20 protein-coding genes are annotated in these 26,298 nt (G+C 41.3%); 6 read left to right on the forward strand and 14 right to left on the reverse strand.

The window, feature by feature from the left end:
- Nucleotides 1–297: 297 nt before the first annotated feature.
- The gene (locus ADH52_RS08595; protein WP_049510951.1) at nt 298–4,083 is read left to right on the forward strand and encodes a pullulanase; all 3,786 of its coding nucleotides are present in this window, start codon (nt 298–300) and stop codon (nt 4,081–4,083) included.
- A gap of 99 nt (nt 4,084–4,182) precedes the next feature.
- On the opposite strand, the gene ADH52_RS08600 is transcribed toward ADH52_RS08595, so the two are convergent.
- From ADH52_RS08600 to ruvB, 9 genes are all read right to left on the reverse strand, one after another.
- On the reverse strand, nt 4,183–5,232 hold the full coding sequence (locus tag ADH52_RS08600; RefSeq protein WP_049510952.1) for an LLM class flavin-dependent oxidoreductase: 1,050 nt from the start codon (nt 5,230–5,232) through the stop codon (nt 4,183–4,185).
- A 118-nt stretch (nt 5,233–5,350) separates the two neighbouring features.
- Nucleotides 5,351–7,159, reverse strand: coding sequence for a glutamine--fructose-6-phosphate transaminase (isomerizing) (glmS, locus tag ADH52_RS08605; RefSeq protein WP_049510953.1), 1,809 nt, complete (start codon nt 7,157–7,159; stop codon nt 5,351–5,353).
- Between the two features lie 192 nt (nt 7,160–7,351).
- Entirely contained in the window at nt 7,352–8,731 is a 1,380-nt protein-coding gene (gene bglA, locus ADH52_RS08610) for a 6-phospho-beta-glucosidase (protein ID WP_049510954.1), read from the reverse strand.
- 98 nt (nt 8,732–8,829) lie between these two features.
- A complete protein-coding gene (locus ADH52_RS08615) occupies nt 8,830–10,683 on the reverse strand; it encodes a proline--tRNA ligase (RefSeq protein ID WP_049510955.1) in 1,854 nt (617 codons plus the stop codon).
- Nucleotides 10,684–10,695: 12 nt separating this feature from the next.
- On the reverse strand, nt 10,696–11,955 hold the full coding sequence (gene rseP, locus ADH52_RS08620; RefSeq protein WP_049510956.1) for an RIP metalloprotease RseP: 1,260 nt from the start codon (nt 11,953–11,955) through the stop codon (nt 10,696–10,698).
- 21 nt (nt 11,956–11,976) lie between these two features.
- Complete coding sequence (locus ADH52_RS08625) at nt 11,977–12,780, reverse strand: phosphatidate cytidylyltransferase (protein ID WP_049487419.1); 804 nt, start codon at nt 12,778–12,780, stop codon at nt 11,977–11,979.
- An 8-nt stretch (nt 12,781–12,788) separates the two neighbouring features.
- A complete protein-coding gene (locus ADH52_RS08630) occupies nt 12,789–13,547 on the reverse strand; it encodes an isoprenyl transferase (protein WP_049493952.1) in 759 nt (252 codons plus the stop codon).
- A gap of 346 nt (nt 13,548–13,893) precedes the next feature.
- Nucleotides 13,894–14,466, reverse strand: a complete 573-nt coding sequence (locus tag ADH52_RS08635; protein ID WP_049487417.1) for a nucleotidyltransferase family protein — start codon at nt 14,464–14,466, stop codon at nt 13,894–13,896.
- Entirely contained in the window at nt 14,447–15,445 is a 999-nt protein-coding gene (gene ruvB / locus ADH52_RS08640; RefSeq protein ID WP_080977848.1) for a Holliday junction branch migration DNA helicase RuvB, read from the reverse strand. The genes ADH52_RS08635 and ruvB overlap by 20 nt, the downstream gene beginning before the upstream one ends.
- Nucleotides 15,446–15,582: 137 nt before the next feature.
- Between ruvB and ADH52_RS08645 the strand changes: the two genes are divergently transcribed.
- Together ADH52_RS08645 and ADH52_RS11575 are read left to right on the forward strand one after the other, a co-directional pair.
- Nucleotides 15,583–15,675: a type I toxin-antitoxin system Fst family toxin gene (locus ADH52_RS08645; RefSeq protein WP_049487415.1), complete on the forward strand. Its 93-nt coding sequence runs from the start codon at nt 15,583–15,585 to the stop codon at nt 15,673–15,675.
- A gap of 109 nt (nt 15,676–15,784) precedes the next feature.
- Nucleotides 15,785–15,973, forward strand: coding sequence for a hypothetical protein (locus ADH52_RS11575; RefSeq protein WP_152901408.1), 189 nt, complete (start codon nt 15,785–15,787; stop codon nt 15,971–15,973).
- 425 nt (nt 15,974–16,398) lie between these two features.
- Here ADH52_RS11575 and ADH52_RS08655 read toward each other — a convergent pair whose 3' ends face one another.
- From ADH52_RS08655 to leuS, 5 genes are all read right to left on the reverse strand, one after another.
- The gene (locus ADH52_RS08655) at nt 16,399–16,815 is read right to left on the reverse strand and encodes a GNAT family N-acetyltransferase (protein ID WP_049510958.1); all 417 of its coding nucleotides are present in this window, start codon (nt 16,813–16,815) and stop codon (nt 16,399–16,401) included.
- Between the two features lie 11 nt (nt 16,816–16,826).
- Nucleotides 16,827–17,522, reverse strand: a complete 696-nt coding sequence (locus tag ADH52_RS08660) for a GNAT family N-acetyltransferase (protein WP_049510959.1) — start codon at nt 17,520–17,522, stop codon at nt 16,827–16,829.
- A gap of 297 nt (nt 17,523–17,819) precedes the next feature.
- Nucleotides 17,820–19,052, reverse strand: coding sequence for an acyl-CoA thioesterase/BAAT N-terminal domain-containing protein (locus ADH52_RS08665; protein WP_049510960.1), 1,233 nt, complete (start codon nt 19,050–19,052; stop codon nt 17,820–17,822).
- A gap of 56 nt (nt 19,053–19,108) precedes the next feature.
- Complete coding sequence (locus ADH52_RS08670) at nt 19,109–19,564, reverse strand: MarR family transcriptional regulator (protein ID WP_049510961.1); 456 nt, start codon at nt 19,562–19,564, stop codon at nt 19,109–19,111.
- A 92-nt stretch (nt 19,565–19,656) separates the two neighbouring features.
- Nucleotides 19,657–22,158, reverse strand: a complete 2,502-nt coding sequence (gene leuS, locus ADH52_RS08675; RefSeq protein ID WP_049510962.1) for a leucine--tRNA ligase — start codon at nt 22,156–22,158, stop codon at nt 19,657–19,659.
- A 318-nt stretch (nt 22,159–22,476) separates the two neighbouring features.
- On the opposite strand from leuS, the gene ADH52_RS08680 reads away from it, so the two are divergent.
- The 3 genes from ADH52_RS08680 to ADH52_RS08690 are packed head-to-tail and all read left to right on the forward strand — an operon-like array spanning nt 22,477 to nt 26,269.
- Entirely contained in the window at nt 22,477–23,517 is a 1,041-nt protein-coding gene (locus tag ADH52_RS08680) for an ABC transporter substrate-binding protein (RefSeq protein ID WP_049510963.1), read from the forward strand.
- A 12-nt stretch (nt 23,518–23,529) separates the two neighbouring features.
- Nucleotides 23,530–24,621: an ABC transporter ATP-binding protein gene (locus tag ADH52_RS08685; protein WP_049510964.1), complete on the forward strand. Its 1,092-nt coding sequence runs from the start codon at nt 23,530–23,532 to the stop codon at nt 24,619–24,621.
- Nucleotides 24,611–26,269, forward strand: a complete 1,659-nt coding sequence (locus tag ADH52_RS08690; protein ID WP_049510965.1) for an ABC transporter permease — start codon at nt 24,611–24,613, stop codon at nt 26,267–26,269. The genes ADH52_RS08685 and ADH52_RS08690 overlap by 11 nt, the downstream gene beginning before the upstream one ends.
- The last annotated feature ends 29 nt before the right edge of the window (nt 26,270–26,298 follow it).

Here is a 26,298-nt window from a genome sequence, read left to right on the forward strand (position 1 = left end):
GCACAAAAAGAGCAGCTAAATCTGACTTTTTCAGAAGATTTAACTGCTGTGAGTCTTGTCTGGACAATATTTCAGACAAAACCTACGACAAATGATTACTCATATTATACCCTATTTAGCTAGATTTTTCAAGGGGATTGACGAATTTTTGACAAAATCTTTTCCTATTAGAAAGACTAGCTAAATCGTAACAAAATCTGTTGCGATTTTTCTTTTATTTTAGTTTCAGGAAAACGCTTGCATATTCTTTTACTAAGTGCTATACTGATATAGAAATTTATTGATTGGAGAATCATTATGAGAAAAACACCATCTCACACTGAGAAAAAAATGGTTTACAGCATCCGTTCCCTCAAAAATGGAACTGGTTCTGTCCTTATTGGAGCAAGCCTTGTTCTGCTTGCCATGGCTACACCAACTATTTCAGCCAACGAAAATACTACAAGCAATAAGGGAACTAGTAATGAAACCACTACTGCCCTTGCACAGCCTCTTACTGATACAGCAACGAGCTCTGGTAAGAAGGAAAGTGATATTTCTTCGCCTGAAAATGCAAACGCTTCCCTAGAGAAAAAAGAAGAAAAACCTGCAACAGAGCCAACAACTCCTGTTTCAAGCCCAGCCGATTCAGCACCACAAACCGGACAAGATCGTTCAAGTGAGCCAACTACTGCTATTAGTCCAGCAGCGACTGAAACTAAAGCAGAAGAACCCATCGCAGATAACCACTTCCGCATCCATGTAAAGAAACTCCCTGAAGAAAACAAGGATTCTCAAGGTCTTTGGACTTGGGATGATGTTGAAAAGCCATCTGAAAATTGGCCTAACGGAGCCTTATCCTTCAAGAATGCCAAAAAAGATGACTACGGATACTACCTAGATGTCAAATTAAAGGGAGAACAAGCCAAGAAAATTAGCTTCCTCATCAATAATACAGCTGGGAAAAATCTAACCGGCGATAAATCGGTAGAAAAACTGTCACCAAAGATGAATGAGGCTTGGTTAGACAAAGATCACAAGGTTTTCTCTTACGAGCCACAACCTGCAGGAACTATTCGCGTCAACTACTACCGTACAGATGGCAACTATGACAAGAAATCTCTCTGGTACTGGGGAGATGTGAAAAATCCAAGTAGTGGTGAATGGCCTAACGGAACAGACTTTACGGCTACAGGCAAATATGGTCGCTATATTGATATTCCACTCAAAGATGCAGCTAAAGATCTTGGATTTTTATTATTAGACAGAAACAAACAAGGAGACGATGTGAAAATCCGTAAAGAAGATTATAAGTTCACAGATTTGAAAAATCATAGCCAAATTTTCCTAAAAGATGATGACGAAACCATCTACACCAACCCCTACTATGTGCACGATATCCGCATGACAGGAGCTCAACACGTGGCTAAATCTCGTATCGAAAGCAGTTTTTCTACCCTCGTTGGAGCTAAGAAAGACGATATCCTCAAACACTCCAGCATCACTGATTACCAAGGGAATAAAGTAGCTATCACAGACGTGGAAGTGGATGAAGCAGGTAAAAAAGTAACCTACATCGGCAACTTCTCTGACACTCAACACCCGTACACTGTCAGTTACAATTCAGACCGATTTACCACACGTTCAAGCTGGCGCCTCAAGGATGAGTCCTACAGTTACGATGGTCCACTCGGCGCAACTCTAAAAGAAGATGGCAAGCGTGTTGACCTCACCCTTTGGTCACCAAGTGCTGATAAGGTTTCTGTCGTTGTCTACGACAAGAATGACCCTGAAAAAGTGGTTGGAACTGTCGCTCTTGAAAAAGGTGAAAAAGGAACCTGGAAACAAACTCTGAATGAAAACTCTGGTCTCGGCATCAGCAATTACACTGGCTACTACTACCACTACCAAATCGAGCGCCAAGGTAAAACTGTTCTTGCACTCGATCCTTACGCTAAATCCCTCGCTGCTTGGAATAGTGACGATGCCAAGATTGACGATGCCCATAAAGTTGCTAAAGCTGCCTTTGTAGATCCAGCTAAACTAGGACCTCAAGACTTGACTTATGGTAAGATTCGCAACTTCAAATCGCGCGAAGATGCTGTCATCTATGAAGCTCATGTGCGTGACTTCACTTCAGATCCTGCCATCGCAAAAGATTTGACTAAGCCATTTGGTACCTTTGAAGCCTTTATCGAAAAACTAGACTATCTCAAAAACTTGGGTGTAACCCACATCCAGCTCCTTCCAGTCTTGTCTTACTACTTTGTCAATGAGTTGAAGAACCACGAACGCTTATCTGACTATGCTTCAAGCAACAGCAACTACAACTGGGGATATGACCCTCAAAACTACTTCTCCTTGACTGGTATGTACTCAAGCGACCCTAAGAATCCAGAAAAACGAATCGCAGAATTTAAAAACCTCATCAACGAGATCCACAAACGTGGCATGGGAGCTATCCTGGATGTAGTGTATAACCATACAGCCAAGGTCGATATCTTTGAAGATTTAGAGCCAAACTACTACCACTTTATGGATGCTGATGGGACACCTCGCACTAGCTTTGGTGGTGGACGCTTGGGGACAACCCACCATATGACCAAACGGCTCCTAGTTGACTCTATCAAATATCTAGTTGATACCTACAAAGTAGATGGCTTCCGTTTCGATATGATGGGAGACCATGATGCAGCTTCTATCGAAGAAGCATACAAGGCTGCACGCGCCCTCAATCCAAATCTAATCATGCTGGGTGAAGGTTGGAGAACCTATGCTGGTGATGAAAATATGCCTACTAAAGCTGCTGACCAAGATTGGATGAAACATACCGATACTGTCGCAGTCTTTTCCGACGACATCCGTAACAACCTCAAGTCTGGTTATCCAAACGAAGGTCAACCTGCCTTTATCACAGGCGGCAAGCGTGATATCAACACTATCTTCAAAAATCTCATTGCTCAACCAACCAACTTTGAAGCAGATAGTCCTGGAGATGTCATCCAATACATCGCAGCCCATGATAACTTGACCCTCTTTGACATCATCGCCCAATCTATCAAAAAAGATCCAAGCAAAGCTGAGAACTATGCTGAAATCCACCGTCGTTTGCGACTTGGAAACCTCATGGTCTTGACAGCTCAAGGAACTCCATTTATCCACTCTGGTCAGGAATATGGTCGCACCAAACAATTCCGTGACCCAGCCTACAAGACTCCAGTAGCAGAGGACAAACAACCAAACAAATCTCACTTGTTGCGTGATAAGGATGGCAATCCATTTGACTATCCTTACTTCATCCATGACTCTTACGATTCGAGTGATGCTATTAACAAGTTTGACTGGACTAAGGCTACAGATGGAAAAGCATATCCTGAAAATGTCAAGAGCCGTGACTACATGAAAGGTCTGATCGCCCTACGTCAATCTACAGATGCCTTCCGACTTAAGAGTCTCCAAGATATCAAAGACCGTGTCCAACTCATCACTGTCCCAGGGCAAAATGGTGTAGAAAAAGAGGATGTAGTAATTGGCTACCAAATTACTGCTCCAAACGGTGATATCTACGCAGTATTTGTTAATGCGGATGAAAAGGCTCGCGAATTTAACTTGGGAACTGCCTTTGCCCACCTCAGAAATGCTGAAGTTTTAGCAGATGAAAACCAAGCAGGGCCAGTCGGAATTGCCAACCCGAAAGGACTCGAATGGACTGAAAAAGGCTTGAAATTAAACGCCCTTACAGCTACTGTTCTTAGAATCTCTCAAGGCGGTGCCATCGTTGCCCCAGCTGTGGAAGAAAAACCAGAATTTGACCTTTCTAGCTTAAAACAAGAACAAGGGCAAAATAACAGCCAAGACAATATGTCAAACCGAGCAGTCAAACCGGAACAGCAAACTCCTGCTTCACAAACTAAACCTGATTCTGCAAAACCAGATACAAAAGTAGCTGATGCAGAAAATAAACCTAACCAAGCTACAGCTGATTCACAAGCTGAACTACCAAATACAGGAACCAAAAATGATCACAAACTCCTGTTTGCAGGAATTAGTCTCCTTGCTCTTCTAGGTCTCGGGTTCTTGCTAAAAAACAAAAAAGAGAACTAAACTAGCCCTCCTATAGAACTATCCCCCAAGCCTTAACGCTCGGGGGATTGATTTTTGCACAATATTTGTCGTCATAATAAACTTGATTAGGATTTTTTATTAAGCCTCTTTCATGGCAAAATAAGCCCGTACTTTTGGAGCCACTTGCGTTCCGAAAAGTTCAATAGCTCTCAGGACTTGTTCATGAGGCATAGAACCAAGCGGTAGATGGAGCATGAAGCGGTCCAATCCTAAATCCTCAATCATGCGAATTAATTTTTCGGACACTTGATCTGGATTGCCCACAAACATGGCACCATTTGGTCCAACTTGCTCCAAATATTGCTCATAACGCAATTCCTGCCAGTGCGGACGGTCTTTGGAAATAGCATCCACCACTTGCTTGGTCGGATGGAAATAATCTTTTACAGCCTGCTCGCCATCTTCAGCAATCCAACCCCAAGAATGAGCCCCAACCTTTAGTTCATGACTAGCATGGCCCGCTTCGCTCCCAATCTCACGATAAGCCTGAATCAACTTTTTAAAATAACGCGGATTGCCACCAATAATTGCATAGACAATCGGTAGGCCTGCCTGAGCAATCTTCACTGTTGATTCGACATGACCACCTGTCGCTATCCACAAGGGCAATTTGTCCTGAACTGGACGAGGATAAACTTCTTTGCCAGAGATTGTTTGGGTCAAGCGACCTTTCCAGTCTAACTTAGTCCTTTCATTGACTAACTGGAGCAAGTCTAATTTCTCATCAAAAAGGGCTTCGTAGTCTTTCAAATCATATCCAAACAGAGGAAATGATTCCGTGAAAGAACCCCTTCCGGCCATAATCTCCGCACGTCCATTAGACAAAGCATCAATAGTGGCATACTGTTGGAACAAGCGAATCGGATCCATACTTGAGAGAATGCTGACTGCACTGGTCAAACGGATTTTCTTGGTATTGACTGCCCCAGCTGCCAGAACAATCTCTGGAGCAGATATCGCAAAATCCGCTCGATGGTGCTCACCAATCCCATACACATCCAAACCAACCTTGTCAGCCAGCTCAATCTCTGCCACCAACTGACGAATGCGTTCAGCATGACTGTAAGTCTGCCCAGTCCCTTCAAGCTCCGTTGTTTCCCCAAATGTTGAAATTCCCAATTCTACCATTATGATTCTCCCTGTCTACCTCTGTCCTTCAATTTGAAAAATTATTCTAACACGAATCTTGAGTACAAGCAACCAATTTGCTCACAAGAAAAAGCCTAGATAACTAGACTTTTTTAGCTTATTCTACCGTTACTGACTTAGCAAGGTTACGTGGTTTGTCCACATCAAGCCCACGGTGGAGTGTTGCAAAGTAAGCGACTAATTGCGTTGGCACGACCATTGAAATTGGTGAGAGGTAAGGGTGTACAGTCGTAAGGACAATATCATCTGTCTCTTTAGCAACATTTTCTTCTGCGATAGTGAGGACTTTGGCACCACGAGCTGCCACCTCTTGGATATTTCCACGAGTGTGGTTAGCGAGGACTGGATCTGACAAGAGAGCCAAGACAGGCGTTCCCTCTTCAATCAAGGCAATAGTTCCGTGCTTGAGCTCTCCTGCCGCAAAGCCTTCACACTGGATGTAAGAAATTTCTTTGAGTTTGAGACTTGCTTCCATGGCTACGTAGTAATCTTGACCACGCCCAATATAAAAAGCATTGCGAGTTGTTTCAAGAAGCTCACGAACCTTGGCTTCAATGGTTTCTTTCTCTGAAAGAGTTGACTCGATAGACTGAGCTACGATTGACAACTCATGAACCAAGTCAAAGGCTTGCGCTTTGGCATTGCCATTTGCTTCTCCGACTGCTTTTGCAAGGAAGGCAAGGGCTGCGATTTGCGCTGTATAAGCCTTAGTTGATGCCACGGCAATTTCAGGACCTGCATGAAGGAGCATGGTATGGTTGGCTTCACGTGAAAGAGTTGAGCCTGGTACGTTTGTCACTGTCAAGCTTGGGATACCCATTTCATTAGCCTTAACCAAAACCTGACGGCTATCCGCTGTTTCACCAGACTGACTGATAAAGATGAAGAGTGGTTTCTTGCTGAGAAGTGGCATACCATAGCCCCACTCAGATGAGATTCCAAGTTCCACTGGTGTATCAGTCAATTCTTCCAACATCTTCTTAGAAGCAAATCCTGCGTGGTAAGATGTTCCAGCTGCAAGGATGTAGATACGGTCTGCATCTTGAACAGCCTTAATGATAGCTGGGTCTACTACTACTTGACCAGCCTCATCTGTGTAGGCTTGGATCAACTTACGCATCACTGTTGGTTGCTCATCGATTTCCTTGAGCATGTAGTAAGGGTAAGTTCCCTTACCGATATCTGACAAGTCAAGTTCAGCAGTGTAGCTAGCACGCTCACGACGATTTCCATCATAGTCTTGAACTTCCACACTATCAGCCTTGACGATTACCAACTCTTGGTCATGAATTTCCATGTATTGGTTGGTTTCACGAATCATAGCCATAGCATCTGAGCAGACCATGTTATAACCTTCACCAAGACCAATCAAGAGTGGTGATTTATTCTTAGCCACATAGATGACTTCAGGAGCTTGTGAGTCAACCAAGGCAAAGGCATAAGAACCACGGATGATGTGAAGAGCTTTTTTGAAGGCTTCAAGAACTGACAAGCCATCTTCTTCTGCAAATTTTCCAATCAAGTGAACGGCGATTTCCGTATCTGTTTGCCCCTTGAAGTGGTGCCCAGCAAGGTATTCTTCCTTGATTTCAAGGTAGTTCTCAATCACCCCATTGTGCACCAAAACAAAACGTTCTGTCTCAGAGCGATGTGGATGAGCATTGTCTTCCGTTGGTTTTCCGTGAGTCGCCCAACGAGTATGTCCGATCCCAGTTGTTCCCTCAACACCAGCTGTCTTGGCAGACAATTCTACGATACGACCGACAGCCTTGACTAGGTGATTTTCAGCACCACCTAGGACAAAAATCCCCGCAGAATCATAGCCACGGTATTCGAGCTTTTCAAGCCCTTGAATCAAAATATCAGTTGCATTTGTGTTTCCAACAACACCAACAATTCCACACATAGTATATACGACACAGGCAAGCTGTGCTTTCTCCTTAAAATTGGTATAGTCTAATTCCTCTGTTACGGAATCAGCAAAAACAGTATATACTTGTTTCTTTCACTTGTCAAGAGTAAAAATTGGTATAGTTCATATCAACTTCCTGAAATTAAAAAAACTCTGACCAATTAGAATAATCAGTCAAAGTCCTTTTTAAAATCCATTATTATCGCTTAATTCCTTGAACCAGTGCCCTGACTTTTTCAGACGACGTTCTTGCGTTTCCAAGTCTAGTTCGACCAAACCGTAGCGATTTTTATAACTATTGAGCCATGACCAGCAATCGATAAAGGTCCAAATCAAGTAGCCCTTACAATTGGCTCCGTCTTCAATGGCACGGTGAAGTTCACGAAGATGACCTTTTACAAAGTCAATACGATAATCATCTTGAATCATTCCATTCTCACGGAATTTTTCTTCCCCTTCAACACCCATACCATTCTCTGTCAACATCCACTCGATATTACCATAATTTTCCTTGATATTTTGGGCAATGTCATAAATCCCTTGCTCATAAATCTCCCAGCCACGATGAGGATTGATTTTCCGTCCAGGCATCACATAAGGCTCGTAAAAATGTTCTGGTAAGAGTGGACTCTCTGGATGCTTAGCAAATCGAGGCGCCATAACACGCAAAGGTTGATAGTAGTTGACACCAAGGAAGTCCACAGTATTGTCACGAATGAGCTTCAACTCCTTCTCTGTAGCATCAGGCAAGAGACCATATTCATGTAAGATTTCTACCAACTCCTGTGGATAAGTCCCCAAGACAGATGGATCTAAGAAAGATTGGGCCTGAAAGAGATCCGCAATCCGAGCAGCCTTGACATCAGCAGGATGCTGGCTACGTGGATAAGCCGGTGTCAAGTTGAGGACAATCCCAATCTTGGAATCAGGCAAGAGTTCATGGCAGGCCTTGACCGCACGACTGCTGGCCAATTGTGTATGATAGGCTACTTTAACGGCTGCTTCCGCATCCACCTTATGTGGATAATGGGCATCATAAAAATAGCCAAATTCCACTGGAACGATTGGCTCGTTAAAGGTAATCCATTGATCCACTAAATCTCCATAAGTCTCAAAACAAAAACGAGTATAGTCTTCATAGGCTGAGACAGTCGCCTTATTTTCCCAACCATCACCATCTTCTTGAAGAGCAAAAGGCAAATCAAAATGATAAAGATTGACTAAAAGACGAATCCCTTTGGCCTTAATAGCCTCAAAAACCTTACGGTAAAAGTCTACACCTTGAGGATTGACTTCCCCACGCCCTTGTGGAAAAATCCGTGACCACTGAATAGAAGTCCGAAAGGCCGTGTGACCAGTTTCTAACAGTAGCTCAATATCCTTTTCCCAATTTTCATAAAAGGTTGATGTTTTATCTGGACCAATCCCATTATAGTAACGATTTGGCTCCACTTGGTACCAATAATCCCAGAGATTATCTCCCTTACCGTCACCGGCTACACGTCCTTCTGTTTGTGGTCCAGAAGTAGAGGATCCCCAGACAAAATCCTTTGGAAATCTTAGCATACATTTACCTCTTTATCTAGTCATTTTTCCCATTATACAGAAAAAACAAGGTAAAAACTAGTTACATTTTTTCCTTGTTTTTCTTCTGATTATAGTTTTTATTTCTTGCTGAGAATTTCAAGCGTTTCAAGCAAGTTATCTGCATGAACTTCGATGGTGTCACCAGTCGCTTTAATCTTCACTTCTACGATGCCATCGGCCGCTTTCTTCCCAACAGTGATACGAATCGGCAATCCAATCAAGTCGCTATCACTGAATTTGACTCCGACACGCTCGTTACGATCGTCTGTCAAGACTTCGTAACCTGCTCCCATCAAGCTTGCTTCAAGCTTTTCTGTCAAGGCTTGCGCTTCTTCATCCTTGACATTGACAGTAATCAAGTGCACATCAAATGGGGCCAATTCTTTAGGGAAGTTGATTCCCCAAGCGTAACGATATTCACCTTTTGGTGTCTTATTAACAAAGAGGCGAGCGTGTTGCTCCATCACTGCTGAAAGGAGACGGCTGACACCGATACCGTAACATCCCATGATAATTGGCACAGCACGGCCATTTTCATCCAAAACATCTGCTCCCATGCTTCCTGAATAGCGAGTACCGAGTTTGAAGATGTGACCAATTTCGATACCACGCGCAAAGTTAAGGACACCTTGTCCGTCTGGAGAAATTTCACCCTCACGAACTTCACGGATATCCACATATTCTGCAGTAAAATCACGACCTGGGTTCACACCAGTCAAGTGGTAGCCATCTTCGTTAGCACCGACAACTGCATTGCGAACATCTTGCACCTTACGATCTGCAATAATTTTAACATTCTCTGGCAAACCAACTGGGCCAAGTGAACCAAAACCTGCTTGAACAACACTTGCTACTTCTTCTTCGCTAGCAACGTCAAAGAAATCTGCTCCCAAGTGGTTTTTCAACTTGACTTCGTTGAGTTGGTCATTTCCAACTAGAAGGGCTGCAACAAGCTCACCATCTGCCATGTAGAAGAGGGTTTTAATCGTTTGTTCTTCTGGAACATTGAGGAAGGCTGCAACTTCATCAATTGATTTAACATCTGGCGTTGCAACACGAGTCACTTCTTCTTCAGCGACAACACGGTTGCTTGGTTTGTACTCGTTTGTTGCCATTTCTAAGTTAGCCGCATAGCTAGATTCACTTGAGTAAGCAATGGTATCTTCACCAGAAACCATCCATTTGAGCAATTCTGCCTTGATTTCTTCTTGCACTTCTGCAGGAATTTCGTCAAATGAGGCAACTGACTTGTCCAAGACAACCCAGCGGTCAAGGTCTGTACGAGCAGGTGTAATGGCCATAAATTCTTGGCTATCCTTACCACCCATGGCTCCACCGTCACCAATGATAGCCTTGAAGTCTAAGCCACTACGAGTGAAAATACGCTCATAAGCAGCCTTATACCCATCATAAACACTATCCAAGCTATCATAGTTAGCGTGAAAACTGTAAGCATCCTTCATGATGAACTCACGTGTACGGAGAAGTCCATTACGTGGGCGTTTTTCATCACGATACTTAGGCTGGATTTGGTAAAGGTTGAGTGGCAATTGCTTGTAAGACTTAACAGAATCACGGACAATAGCTGTAAAGGTTTCTTCGTGAGTTGGACCTAGAATGAAGTCTGATTTTTCACGGTTTTTTAGTTTGTAAAGGTCTTCACCATAAGTTTCATAACGACCTGATTCGCGCCACAATTCTGCACTAAGAAGGGCAGGAGCCAACATCTCAACGGCACCAATCTTGTCGAATTCTTGGCGCATGATGTTTTTAGCTTTTTCAATCACACGGTTAGCAAGTGGTAGGTAAGAATAAACGCCTGCTGAAACTTGGCGAACATAACCAGCTCGCAACATAAGAGCGTGGCTGATAACTTGAGCATCGCTTGGCATTTCGCGAAGCGTTGGGATAGGCATTTTACTTTGTTTCATAATATTCCTCGATTATCTAAAAAAGAGTCGCATGATGTCATTCCAGGTCACAGCAATCATCAAGACAACCATGATGACCACTCCGGCCAAGGTGACATAGGTTTCAATTTCTTGTTTCAATGGTTTGCGGCGAATGGCTTCTAGGATATTGAGCACAATCTTACCACCATCCAGGGCTGGAATCGGAATAAGATTAAAAATCCCAATATTGATGGAAATTATTGCCAAGAAGTACAAGACATTCTCAATTCCATTTTTAGCAGCATCACTACTTGCCTTAAAGATGGCAACAGGTCCACCTAGTTTGTTCAAATCTGGTTGGAAAATCAAATTTTTCAGTTCTGACAGGATTCGGAGAGCCGAGTCGGCTGCAGTTGTAAAACCACCTACAAACATGGATAGAAAATCTGACTTAATTCCCGGTTGAACACCTAGAAGGTAACGGCCTTGACTTTCTTCCGGAGTAACAGTGACTTGTTTGTCACTACCCTTTTCAGAAATAGTCACATCCAAGGTCGGGGCCGTCTTATCTTTGGTTTCTGATTCCACAGCCTGAATCAAACTTTCCCAGTTGCTAACCTCATGTGAGCCGATCTTGGTAATCTGAGCTGTTTCTGGCACTCCCACCTTAGCCAAGGCCCCTTGGGGCATAATATGGAACTGGTTGGTATCGACATCTCTGACACCACCCTGCATAAAGATTAAAATCCAGAAAACAACGACACCTAAGATAAAGTTGTTCATAGGGCCTGCAAAGTTGGTAATCAGTTTGCCCCAGATAGTCGCATTTTGATATTGAACATCTAAAGGTGCAATCCGAACCTCAGTACCGTCTGCTTCCACAACCGTTGCATCATGATCCACTGCAAAAGTTTTTTCTTCTTCCAGAACCAATCCTTTGATAAAGAGCTTGTCTTCAAAGTCAAACTGGGTCACCTGCATAGGAAGAGCTGTTTGATCCAATTTTTTACCTGAGAGATTGATGCGTTTAACCTTACCATCATCAGTAAGGGTCAAACTGACAGGAGTTCCTGTCTTAATTTCAGTTGTATCATCACCCCAACCGGCCATGCGAACATAGCCACCCAGAGGCAAGATTCGAATGGTATAGGCCGTTCCATCCTTGCCAGTGTGAGCAAAGATCTTGGGTCCCATACCAATGGCAAATTCACGCACTAGAATCCCTGATTTCTTGGCAAAGTAGAAGTGTCCAAACTCGTGCACCACCACAATAATCCCGAAAACCAGAATAAAGGTTAAAATTCCGAGCATAGTATTTCCTCCGTCTTTTGATTAAAAGAGTCCAAATAAGTGCATGATTGGAAATACAAGCAACATACTATCAAAACGATCCAAAACACCACCATGTCCAGGGATAAATTTCCCAGAATCCTTGACACCAAAATGACGTTTGATCGAACTTTCTAGTAAATCACCAAATTGTCCAGCAATGCTAAAGAAAATAGCAAAGACCGACATCTTGTAAATTCCATACGGAAGAGCAACTGTTCTGTCAAACATCATAAAGATGATGGTTACTAAAATAGCGCCTAAAATACCACCCAAGGCACCCTCAAAGGTTTTATTTGGAGAAACCGTTGGAGCCAGTTTCCGTTTCCCAAAGTTCATCCCAGCAAGATAGGCACCACTGTCGGTAGCCCAGACGATGCACAAGGCCAATAGAGCCTTATCTAAACCTGCAACGCGAGCATCTAGTAAAGCATTAAATCCAAAGCCTACATAGAAACTCATAGCAAGAGGGAAAACAGCGTCCTCAATCGTATAAGACTTACTAAAAACGGTCGTTCCTAACATGATTGAAATCAAAACACTATAGGCAACCACATTCCCATCAACTGGTAAAAAAGTCAGATAATTCTCCAAGGGAATGGTCAAAGCAAAGGTTGCAAAGAGGGTTAAGAGGCCCTCCATAGTCATAGTCTCTAGACCTCTCATCTTCAAAAGTTCATGCATGGCTAGCATGGCTATGATTCCAATTGCTATCTGAAGCAAGAGGCCACCAATCATTAAAATTGGTAGGAAAATAGCCAGGGCAATCCCTGCAAACAAGGTTCTTTTCTGTAAATCCTGTGTCATATTTCCTCCTAAACTCCTCCAAATCGGCGATGACGACGATTGTAGGCAAGAATAGCTTCCTGCAAGGCCACCTCGTCAAAATCAGGCCATAAGGTATCTGTAAAATAGAGCTCACTATAGGCTCCTTGCCATGGAAGGAAATTGCTCAAACGCAATTCTCCACTAGTCCGAATAATCAAGTCTGGGTCTCGTAACTCCTTAGGTAAATGCTGGGTGAAGAGATAGTTGCCAATCAATTCCTCTGTGATGTCACCTGGGTTGATTTTAGCATCTAAAATATCCTGGGAAATCAACTTAAGAGCCTGTGTGATTTCAGCACGTCCACCATAGTTGAGGGCAAAATTCAGAATTAATCCTGTGTTGTTCTTAGTCAATTCCTCAGCCTTGGTCAGAGCTTCAAAGGTTTGCTTAGGCAGGCGGTCCGTTTCCCCAATCATTTGAATCTTAACATTATTCGCATGCAATTCCGGGACATAATTATCATAAAACTCTACTGGCAAGTTCATGATAAACTTGACTTCCTGATCTGGACGGGTCCAGTTTTCCGTAGAAAAAGCATAGACCGTAATAACCTTAACGCCTAGTTTGTTAGCTGCTTTGGTCACAGTTTGCAATGCTTCCATGCCCGCCTTATGTCCGAAGACTCGCGGTTGCATACGTTTTTTAGCCCAACGGCCATTGCCATCCATGATGATGCCGATATGAGCAGGAACCTGTGTCGGAACCTCTACTTCCACAGCCTTATCTTTCTTAAAAAATCCAAACATGATCTTATTCCTATTCAAAAATCTATCGTTTCATTATACCATATTTCCCTATTTTCTTCTATCACTAAGCTATTTATACTCTTCGAAAATCAAATTCAAACCACGTCAGCTCTATCTGCAACCTCAAAACAGTGTTTTGAGCAACCTGCGGCTAGCTTCCTAGTTTGCACTTTGATTTTCATTGAGTATTATTCTCAGGCACAAAGCCCATTTCCAAAAAAATAAGCCGCCTGATTGGGCGACTCTATTTTTTTATAGGGAGATTATTATGAAAAAGTTTTAGGAGTTTAAGTTAAGGTCTTCTTAACTTATGGACTTAGTATACACTTCCTAGCTTAAAGTTTCCTTAAGTATTTTTAAAAATCAAATTTTTCCATTTCTCCTGCCAATTTTTCTTGGTTAGACGTGTTCGATAAAGTTCCATTCGGTCTTCATTCTCTAAAAAATGAGGAGTTGGACGAACTTGAAAATTTAAAATATCCTCCAAACCATAAGGTGCATAGAGTTCCAAAGCGGATTCTTCATTCAAGCGCAGTCCAACTGCCGTACACCGTTCTGGATACTTACTCATAGCATCACAAGAGCTGCTATAGGGAGCAGTATGAGGACTGTGCTGATGCATATAGACTTGATTTTTCAATTCCCACTGGTACTGAGGAAAGTCCTCTCTCAGATTTTTCTCTAGGGACAAGGTTTCCTCATAAGAAATATCTGGATCAAAGAAAATTACATCTACATCCGTTTCACAGTCAAAAGGGGATTTATCTGACAAAAGATTCCAGATGAAATTTCTGACAGAACCTGCTGCCAACCACGAGTCTTTCAGACCAAGGTTTCGGATAGTTTCTAGAATAGGCATCATATCCGAATTTTCTCTAAAAGCCTCTAGAATTTCTTGCTCATTTTTCACTGTATTCATAACCTAAATGCTCATATGCCTTAGCAGTCGCCACCCGTCCAGAACGTGTCCGCATGATAAAACCTTTTTGAATTAAGTAAGGCTCATACATGTCTTCCACCGTCTCGCGCTCCTCGGCAATATTGACAGAGAGAGTTCCTAAGCCGACGGGACCACCACCGTACATCTCAATCATGGTGCGAAGGATTTTTTGATCCACATAGTCCAAACCTTCATGGTCAACATCCAGCATAGTCAAAGCCTTATCGGTAATAAGATCATCGATAACCCCATTCCCCATTATCTGGGCAAAATCGCGCACGCGCTTGAGGAGACGATTGGCAATACGAGGGGTTCCACGACTACGCAAGGCCAGCTCGGATGCTGCCTCATGAGTGATTTTCATCTCAAAAATATCTGCCGTCCGCTCAACAATTTCCGTCAAGTCAGCATGGGCATAATACTCCATATGACCTGTAATCCCAAAACGTGCCCGTAGCGGATTTGACAGCATACCAGCCCGAGTCGTCGCACCAATCAAGGTAAAAGGTGGCAACTCCAAATGAACACTGCGACTGCCTTCACCAGCCCCAATCATGATATCAATGTAGAAGTCCTCCATGGCACTATAAAGAACCTCTTCCACAGACATGGGCAAGCGATGAATCTCATCAATAAAAAGGACATCCCCAGGCTCTAAGTCATTCAAAATCGCTACCAAATCCCCAGCTTTTTCAATGACTGGACCCGAAGTCTGCTTAAGATTGACACCTAGTTCGTTGGCAATAACAAAAGCCATGGTCGTTTTCCCCAAGCCTGGAGGTCCAAATAAGAGCACATGATCTAGCGCTTCATCCCGCATTTTGGTAGCTTCTATAAAGATTTGAAGCTGGTCCTTAACCTTATCCTGTCCAATATATTCACGTAAATACTGAGGACGGAGCGTACGTTCTACTAACTCCTCATCCCCCATTATCTCATTATCTAAAATTCTACTCATGGCTCTATTATATCAAAAATCCAAGCCACAAACAAAAAAGCCACCCGATTGGGTGACTCCTGAATTTAGCACTTATGTTGGTTGTATAATATTATACGGCACTTCTACACCACCTACGAAAGGAGGTGAGATAGCCCATGATGGAATTAGTACTCAAAACTATCATCGGACCAATTGTAGTCGGTGTCATTCTTCGATTAGTCGATAAATGGCTAAACAAGGACAAATAGTGTCAAAAAAGACCCTAAGCTTAATATGGAAGTTAGCTTGGGGTCTTTTCTAGCCTATGATATAGAACTAGTACTCAATTCCTTTTTATTATCCCATAGTTCACAAATTTTGTCAAAGGTTTATATTCTCGACTTTTCAAGCTTTAACCCTCTGTACAACAATATGATGACTCACTCCTTGACAACCAAGAGCATTATTACAGTAGTTCTAGTCCTTCAATTAACAGTCACTTACATTCAAAGTGAGGTTGAAGTAGATGAAGCTACAACAGACCTATTTCTTAATCATATTCGCTAAAAAGTCCCCGCCAATTCCCCGACCAAAATCCGAAAAATATCGGAAAATGATTTTTAGAATAGTCCCCAAAAGCCTGAAATAGAGCAAAAAAACTCCACCTGATTGGGTGGAGTTAAGGGAGATTATTATGAAAAAGAAAAGTTTAGGATTTTATTAAATAAAGTTAGGAGGTCTTTATTTAATAACTATATGATACAAGACGAAACTTAAAACTAGCTTAACTTTTCTCAAATTTTACTATTTTGCAAAAAAATTCTATCACTATCACCTACCCACGAAAAAAGCCACCTGATTAGGTGACTTCGTTAGGAGATTGTGATGAAAAAAAGTTTTAGGATTTCATTAAATAAAGTTAGGAGGTCTTTATTTAATGACTATATAATACTAGACCAGCCTTAAACTTTACTTAAGAAAAACAAGTTTTGTTATTTTTCTCTGTTTACCCAAATCATTCCTGTACAATCATAGGTGGATAAAGTTTCAAAGCCCATAGAACGATAAAATCCAACGTTTTTTTCTGTCTGTTCTGTCGCCAGCTGGACTTGATAAGCCTCTTTAAAATCCTCTAAAGCCTCTTTCATCAAGGAGCTACCAATTCCTTGGCGCTGATAGCTAGGTAAAACAATCAAATCCTGTACAAAAACTGACGAAAAACCATCTCCGACCAACCGAATCAAGCCCACCACGGCATCACCATCAAGTGCCAGATAAATTACTAATGAGTGAGACAAGGCCTGCTCCAACATCTGAGGTTGATTTGTATAATTTGTCCAACCGACAGCCTGATAGAGATGCAAAACATCCTCGAGCTTGACAACTTCTTGTTTTCTAATGATTATCATGTCACCACCTCTTAGAGTTCTCTCAAGCTCTTATACTGCCGCCCATTTTTATCAAAATTTTCAGGATCCAACCATGCTTCCAATCGAGCTTTGACTTGAAGCCAGTCCTTATCAATCATAGACAACCAATCCGTATCCCTCGTACGCCCCTTATAAATAACTGCCTGACGGAAGGTTCCTTCATAGATAAAGCCTAAACGCTCCGCAGCTCGTCTCGATGGTAGGTTAAGAGCATCGCATTTCCACTCATAGCGACGATAGTTCAGCTCTTCAAAGACATAGCGAGCCAGTAGATACTGGGCTTCGGTTCCAATCCGAGTCCCCTTGAGCTCTGGAGAAAAAGTGACAGCTCCCACTTCTATTACTCGGTTATTCTGGTCAATACGCATGAGAGAAAAAGTTCCCAAAGCCTTACCAGTTGCTTTGTCTATGATTGCATAGTAAAAACGGTCCTTACGAGCCAACATCTGATTTAAAAGGCTGACCAGTTCCTCCATATCTGCCACTGGTTCCTGAAAGAGGTAGGTCCACATCTCCCGAGGAGTATCAGGACCATAAACAGCTAGCAAATCCTCTGCATGCTTTTCTACCGATAGAGCCTCTATTCGAGCATAACGCCCTTCTAAGAAATCAATAGAAGGCAGTGTACCAGGTGTATAACTTTCCATTGACTCACCAATCATCTGACCATATTCGTTTACTGGCATAGCATTCTCCTTATTCACTTATTGAATATAGTATAACATATCTCAATGAAAATTTTAGGAAACACTTGGTTTTCTATTCAATAATGCAAACTTCTCTTATAAAAATTATCCATCCACTTTATGGAGGAATAATCAAATATGGGAACGAGTGAGTTAATGCCCCTTATGCTTCTCTCTATTTTTTACTGTTTGTATTCAAATTTCTCTTGTTTTAGTGTTTGCTTTTGTAGACTGGACTACCAACCAGAACTGTGTTTTTATCTTAGTTGGGACTATTATAGTACGGTTCAGGACTATCTACAAATTCTTCAGATGTGTATCAAAAAAACTTATCGTAGCAAACCAAGAGTCTACACTTTCTTTCATTAATAAGCGCCAATCTTTTCGATAACGATGATTCGGTTGATAAGCAACCGTCAACATATGCCCTGTTTCATGGTATTTTTTAAACAAAATGGATTCCCCTTTATAATGTGAAATGATATCATCTATCGCGGATGATGCATTCCATATTTCATCAACATCGCTTCCTAGTAATAATAAAGGGGAGGAAATTTTACTCACATCAATCTGAGCCCTACTATCTTCAGGAATATGTTTTCCAAAAAACTTGTTTAACAAATAATCTCCTAACTGAAATTTTTGATAAGGAAGTTCCTTTTGTAAATATGTCCAAGAAGATGAATTAGAATTAAGTTTTCCCTTTATTCCCTCAAATATTACATTTGAGGGAGAATTGAGTACTAAACATTGCACATCATCCAAAATACTTTGTCCAGCCAGAACAAGCTCTGCTCCTTTAGATCGACCATATATTCCTATTTTTGTATTATCAACTTGAGGATGATGATATAGAAAATCTTTCGCTTCCTCCAGACATTCTATTGGAATTCGTTCTAAATTTTGGGGTAATCCCTCTAAACCAAAATAAGCTATTGCAAGACAAATATAGCCTCTAGAAGATAAAAGTTGGGCAATATTCTGAGCTTTTTCAATTCTTCCCTCACTACCGCTAACAATAATCACGGCTGGCGCCCTTCTTAACTTTTCATCATAAAATAATCGACCTTGAAAATGCTTGTCATAGATATCTTGATATCTTACTCCCAGATTCATATAACGCCTTACAAAACTTTGCTCCGCGACCATATCTTTCCCCAGCCTGATTTTAATTTCAACACCAAAACAATCTCGTAATGGAATTCTATCAAGAGAACTCGGTAATCTCCTTTTCCTATTCTTCAACGGTTTCGCATTAAAGAATAATCCCATTTCTGAAACTTCTTTATAAGATCCCGAAATAGATACTGTCTGAGAGGTATCAATCATACCGTCCTGATCAGATAAAAAAATTGCGGTTGATTTCCATATAACATCATGATCTAAAAGCAAGGGAGCATTTATACAGTAATAATCAGACAGGTACATTTCTACACAATACATTGCCCTTGGTTCTAAACCATTAATAGCAATATAAAAAGATTCATCCGCTAAATCTGTTTGTGAAATCAGTTCTATGTTTACAGTCATATCTTCTCCTTTTTGTTAATTTGCTTAACAATTATGTTTGAAATTTACCGTGACTTTTACCACGGTAATTCTCCCCACACCTTTTCAATATCATCCATCAATTTCACAACTGTTTTAAGTTCCACCTCGCTATAGTTGTTTAAAACTGAAAAGATTGATTTTTCAATATATTCTTGTTGCTCCTTATGGATTTTAAAAATTTCGATGCCTTTTTCAGATAATCTCAAATATTTATTTTTCCCATTATTCGGATCAAAATCAAAAACAACTAAATTTTTTTGAATCAATCTCCTAACACTTTGAGTTATTGCACTTCTTGAAACTTCTAATAATTCAGATAATTTTACTAGATTTAAGGGCTGATTTTCCCCAATCACAACAATCAAATGTACCTCATTCAAAGTAATGGATTTGTCAACACCACTTTTATGTTGATTTTTTTTTAACTGGTCAAACGCTAAAATAAATCTATTGAAACGATTATTAAATGCAATAAATTCTTTTTTATCCATAATCTCTCTTTCCTTTGTTAATCATATTAACAAAACAGAAACTTCCTGTCAAATAAAAAATCCTCCAGATTCTACTCTGAAGGATTCCTATCTTATTTCACAACAATATTAACCAATTTATTCGGTACACTAATCACTTTCACGATTTCCTTACCGTCAATTTCTGCCTTGACTTTTTCGTCAGCTAGAGCAATTTCTTGCAATTCTTCACGTGATAGGTCTTTAGCGACCATGAGTTTGGCACGGACTTTTCCTTTGATTTGGACAACGATTTCGATTTCGTCTTCAACTAATTTGCTTTCATCCCAAGTTGGCCAAGCCACGTAAGAGATTGACTCACCTGTTGTTGCAACAGTTTGCCAGAGTTCTTCTGCCAAGTGAGGCGCAAATGGTGCAATCAATTGAATAAAGCCTTTGGCGTAGTCTGCATAAAGCTTGTCTTCCTTGTTAGCCGCATTGACAAAGACCATAAGTTGGGCAATGGCTGTGTTGAATTTGAGGGATTCGATTTGCTCTGTGACAGCTTTAACGGTTTCGTTGTAAACCTTGTCGAGAGCGCCATTGTTTTCCGCAACAATATCCTTACTTGTAATCAAACGGTAAACACGGTCAAGGAACTTACGACTTCCTTCCAGACCTTCTTCAGACCAAGCGATTGAAGCATCAAGTGGGCCCATGAACATTTCATAAACACGAAGGGTATCGGCACCGTATTGTTCCACCACATCGTCTGGGTTTACAACGTTCTTAAGGGATTTAGACATCTTGGCTGGTGCTTGCTCCAACTCTTCGCCTGTTTCCACATGGAAGAAGGAACCGTCACGTTTTTCAACCTTATCGGTTGCCACAAGAGCGCCACGGTGGTCACGGTAGCTTGTTCCCAAAATCATTCCTTGGTTAAAGAGTTTTTGGAATGGTTCTTTAGTTGGAACAACACCGAGGTCAAAGAGGAATTTATGCCAGAAACGAGCGTAGAGCAAGTGAAGCACAGCGTGCTCTGCACCACCCACGTAGATATCTACTGGCAACCATTGTTTGAGAAGATCCTCATCGGCCAATTTCTCAGTATTGTGCGGGTCAATATAGCGGAGGTAGTACCAGCTTGAACCAGCCCACTGTGGCATAGTATTTGTTTCACGACGACCTTTGACGCCATCTTCACGAGTCACTTCAAGCCAATCTGTCAAGTTAGCTAGTGGACTTTCACCAGTACCTGAAGGGCGGATGTCCTTGGTTACTGGCAAGACAAGTGGCAATTCACTTTCAGGGACAGCTGTTGAAGTTCCATCTTCCCAATGAATGATAGGAATTGGCTCACCCCAGTAACGTTGACGGCTAAAGAGCCAGTCGCGGAGACGGTAGGTGACCTTCTCTTGTCCACAGCCTTTTTCTTCCAACCAAGCCACAATCTTGGCAATAGCATCTTCTTTGTTGAGTCCATCTAGGAAGTCTGAATTGACATGAAGTCCATCTTCTGTGTAGGCAGCTTCTTCAACGTTTCCACCTTCAAGCACTTCTACGATTGGAAGGTCAAATTGTTTGGCAAATTCCCAGTCACGTTGATCGTGGGCAGGCACAGCCATGACAGCACCTGTTCCATAGCTAGACAATACGTAGTCGGCAATCCAGATTGGGATTTCTTTACCGTTAACAGGGTTTACAGCATAAGCACCAGTCCAAACACCAGTTTTTTCTTTGGCAAGGTCTGTACGAGCCAAGTCTGATTTCAAGCTAGCTTGGTGTTTGTAGTTTGCTACAGCCTCTGCTTGCCCTAGACTTGTGATAGCGTCAACCAATTCATGCTCAGGAGCCAGAACTGTGAAAGTCGCACCGAAAAGAGTATCAGGACGAGTAGTAAAGACAGTGAATTCCTTGTCTGTTCCTTTTACTTTGAAAGTTACATTGGCACCAGTTGATTTCCCAATCCAGTTGCGTTGCATATCCTTGATAGACTCTGGCCAATCAAGCTCGTCTAAGTCATTAAGCAAGCGCTCTGCATAGGCCGTGATTTTGAGCATCCATTGGCGCATTGGTTTACGGACAACTGGATAGCCTCCACGCTCAGAAGTTCCGTCAGGAAGAACCTCTTCATTAGCAATAGCTGTTCCCAATTCCTCAACCCAGTTTACTGGTACTTCCGCTTCATAGGCCAAACCTTTTTCGTAAAGCTTAGTGAAAATCCATTGCGTCCACTTGTAGTAGTTTGGATCTGTTGTATTGACTTCACGATCCCAGTCATAAGAAAATCCAAGCGCATTGATTTGGCGTTTGAAGTTGGCAATATTCTCAGCTGTAAATTCAGCTGGGTCATTACCTGTATCCATAGCGTATTGCTCTGCAGGCAAACCAAAAGCATCCCAACCCATTGGGTGAAGGACATTGTGTCCTTGCGCACGTTTGAAACGGCTGAGGATATCGGTTGCAGTATAGCCTTCTGGATGTCCTACGTGCAGACCCGCTCCAGATGGATAAGGGAACATATCAAGAGCATAAAACTTCGGTTTTGATGCATCTGTCCCTGTCTTAAATGTATGATGTTCTGCCCAGTAGCCCTGCCACTTAGGCTCAATTTCTTTATGATTGTAAAAACTCATGGTCTCTCTCCAATTTTGTGATGTTACTATTATACCATTTTTGAGGGAATTTGAAAGATGAGAAATGTTCTTTTAGACTTGGATGGTAAGAAAGACTGAATCGCAAATCTAGCTTATTTAGCAGTATAAAAAATTAGCTAGCACTTGAAATTAACTTATATCGATTATTTGTCTCTTTCATCTTTTTCCCCTAGCGCCTTTGACTCATATTCCCCGTTTTAGATTTCTTTAAGGTTTTTATTATATCCTATAGGACTCTGCAAATTATAAACATTAAGTAGGTTGTAGAGTTAAAATGTTCGTAAAAAGGAGATTATTATGAAAAAACTACTATTCTTTCTCTCTTGTGGATGGATATTTCTTACTTTATCAGGATGTTCTTCAACAACAGAAGCGGAAACTAGCTCTGAAAAAGATTCAGATAACACTTTGGTTGTCTACTCGCCTAATCCTGAGGACCTTATCGAAGAAACAATTCCAGCCTTCGAAGACAAATATGGTATTAAGGTTGATTTAGTACAAGCCAGCACGGGTGAATTGTTCAAAAAAGCTGAGGCCGAAAAAGAATCCCCAGTAGCCGATGTCATTTTCGGAGGTTCCTACGCTCTCTTCTCTTCTAACGAAAAACTTTTTGAACCTTATATTTCCCAAGAAAACGACCAGATAATCCCTGAATATCAAAATAAAACTGGATTCTACACGCCTTATACACTTGATGTCAGTGTTATCATTGCCAATTCAGCTCTTACAAAAGATATTAAAATTGAAGGCTACAATGATCTACTCAATCCTAAATTAAAAGGAAAAATCGCTACTGCTGATCCTAGTAATGCTTCTAGCGCCTTTGCTCAATTAACAAACATGCTTGTTGATCAAGGTGGATACGAAAATGAACAAGCTTGGACCTATGTGAAAAATCTATTTACCCTAGTAGATGGAAAGATTGCATCTAGTTCTTCAAATGTTTACAAAGCTGTCGCCGATGGAGAAATGGCTGTAGGACTCACCTATGAAGACCCTGCCTTAAAACTCTTAAACGACGGAGTTGATGTAAAAGTTATTTATCCAAAAGAAGGAACCGTCTTTTTACCTGGTAACGCAGCTATCATCAAAAATGCTAAACACATGGAAAACGCTAAGAAATTTATCGATTTCCTCCTTTCTCAAGAAATCCAAGATAAGCTAGGAACTGAAACTACAATCAGACCTATTCGTAAAAATGCTAAAACCAATAAAAATATGAAGGCTATGACAGAAATCAAGATTGCCACCGAAGATTCAGATTATGTCATTAAAAATAAATCCACTATTCTTAAAAAGTACAATGACATTTTTACAGATATCCAATCTAAACAGTAAAAGAGGTTCACTATGAGTGAGATCAAAATTATTAACGCCAAAAAAATCTACCACGATGTTCCTGTTATTGATAATTTAAATATTACAGTTCCCAAAGGAAGTCTCTTTACCATCCTTGGTCCTTCAGGGTGTGGGAAAACGACTCTTCTTCGTATGATTGCAGGTTTCAACAGTATCGAAGGTGGAGAATTTTACTTCGATGATACAAAAATCAATAATATGGAACCCAGCAAACGCAATATCGGGATGGTTTTTCAAAACTACGCTATTTTCCCACATTTGACTGTTCGAGATAATGTCGCTTTTGGTCTCAAGCAAAAGAAGGTTCCAAAAGAAGAATTGGTCCAACAGACCAACAAGTATCTTGAACTCATGCAAATTGCTCAATATGCGGATCGAAAGCCCGATAAACTTAGTGGTGGACAACAACAACGTGTCGCCTTGGCACGTGCCTTAGCTGTCAATCCAAGTGTTCTCCTCATGGACGAACCACTTAGTAACCTAGATGCCAAACTTCGCTTGGATATGCGTCAAGCTATTCGAGAAATCCAACACGAAGTGGGAATTACAACTGTTTATGTGACCCACGACCAAGAAGAAGCTATGGCTATTTCAGACCAAATTGCTGTTATGAAAGACGGAGTCATCCAACAAATCGGTCGGCCAAAAGAACTCTATCATAAACCAGCTAATGAGTTTGTAGCAACCTTTATCGGACGCACAAATATTATCCCTGCTACTCTTGAAAAACGGAGCGACGGCGCTTATATCGTCTTTTCAGATGGCTATGCTCTTCGAATGCCAGCTCTTGATCAGGCTGAAGCACAAGATATTCATGTAAGTATTCGTCCTGAAGAGTTCATTAAAGATGAATCTGGAGATATTGAAGGAATTATTAGCGATAGCGTCTACCTTGGACTGAATACTGAATACTTCATCGAAACAGGATTTGCCTCAAAAATTCAAGTTAGCGAAGAATCAACTTTTGAAGAAGATCTACAAAAAGGCGATCGTATTCGTCTACGAATCAATACTCAAAAATTAAACGTCTTTTCTGCAGATGGTTCGCAAAACCTGATAAAAGGAGTCAACCATGGAACGTAAAAAACTAAATATTTGGACAGCCTCCTCTTTCTTCATCTTTCTTACCTATCTTGTCTTTCTCGTTTATCCTATCGTTACCGTGCTCAAGCAAGCACTCATACATGAAGGGCAATTCTCACTAGCTAATTTTGTCACTTTCTTTAGTAAAGCCTACTACTCTGAGACACTCGTCAACAGTTTCAAGGTTTCCATTACCGCTACTGTCACTTCCTTAGTTGTAGGAACCCTATTAGCTTACCTCTTCTCTATGTATGATTTCAAGGGAAAGAAATTTCTACAAATATTGATTATCATTGCTTCCATGTCAGCTCCTTTCGTGGGAGCCTACTCCTGGATTCTCTTGCTGGGACGAAACGGGGTCATTACTAAATTCCTGACAAATGCCCTTCATCTTCCAGCTATCGATATTTATGGATTCAAAGGAATTGTACTTGTCTTTACACTGCAACTATTCCCACTGGTATTTCTCTACGTTGCTGGGACAATGAAAAGTATTGACAATTCTCTACTTGAAGCTGCTGAAAGCATGGGGTCCTTCGGAGTTAAGCGTATCGTAACGGTTGTTTTACCTCTCCTAGTTCCAACCTTACTAGCTGCTGCCTTGCTTGTATTTATGAGAGCATTCTCAGACTTTGGAACGCCTATGTTGATTGGTGAAGGATATCGGACTTTCCCCGTCTTGATTTATACCCAATTCATTAGCGAGGTTGGAGGAAATTCTGCTTTTGCATCTGCTTTAGCAATTATGGCGATTATCATTGCCTTGGCGATTTTCCTTATCCAAAAATACATCTCAAACCGCTACAGTTTCAGCATGAATTCGCTCCATCCAATTGAGCCTAAAAAAACTACAAAAGGAAAAATGGCTGCCATTTATGCAACAGTCTACGGAATTATCTTGTTCTCTGTTCTACCTCAAGTCTACTTGATTTATACTTCTTTCCTAAAAACATCAGGTATGGTATTCGTCAAAGGCTATTCTCTAAACAGTTACAAGGTAGCTTTCAATCGTATGGGGTCTGCTATTTTTAATACCATTCGTATCCCTTTGATTGCCTTAGTTCTAGTTGTCCTATTCGCAACATTTATCTCCTACCTAGCCGTTAGAAAACGTAATTTGTTTACAAACTTAATTGACAGCCTCAGTATGGTACCTTATATTGTACCAGGAACCGTTCTAGGGATTGCCTTCATTTCTTCCTTCAATACTGGTCTATTTGGAAGTGGATTTCTTATGATTACAGGGACAGCTTTCATCTTAATTATGTCCCTATCTGTCAGAAGATTGCCGTATACTATTCGCTCATCTGTTGCTAGCTTACAACAAATAGCCCCAAGTATTGAAGAAGCTGCTGAAAGCTTAGGAAGTAGCCGTCTCAATACCTTTGCCAAGATTACAACTCCAATGATGCTATCTGGTATTATTTCTGGAGCCATCCTATCTTGGGTTACAATGATTTCAGAACTCTCTACTTCTATCCTCCTCTACAATGTCAAAACAAGAACAATGACTGTAGCTATTTATACAGAGGTTCTCAGAGGAAATTACGGTGTAGCCGCAGCCTTGTCAACTATCCTGACTGTTCTAACAGTAGGTTCCTTGCTCTTGTTTATGAAAATCTCTAAAAGCAATAGCATTACACTTTAGTTTTCCCCATCAAAAACAGCCGAAAGAAT

Origin of the sequence: Streptococcus pseudopneumoniae, from assembly GCF_001072665.1 — a bacterium.
Taxonomy (GTDB): domain Bacteria; phylum Bacillota; class Bacilli; order Lactobacillales; family Streptococcaceae; genus Streptococcus; species Streptococcus pseudopneumoniae_S.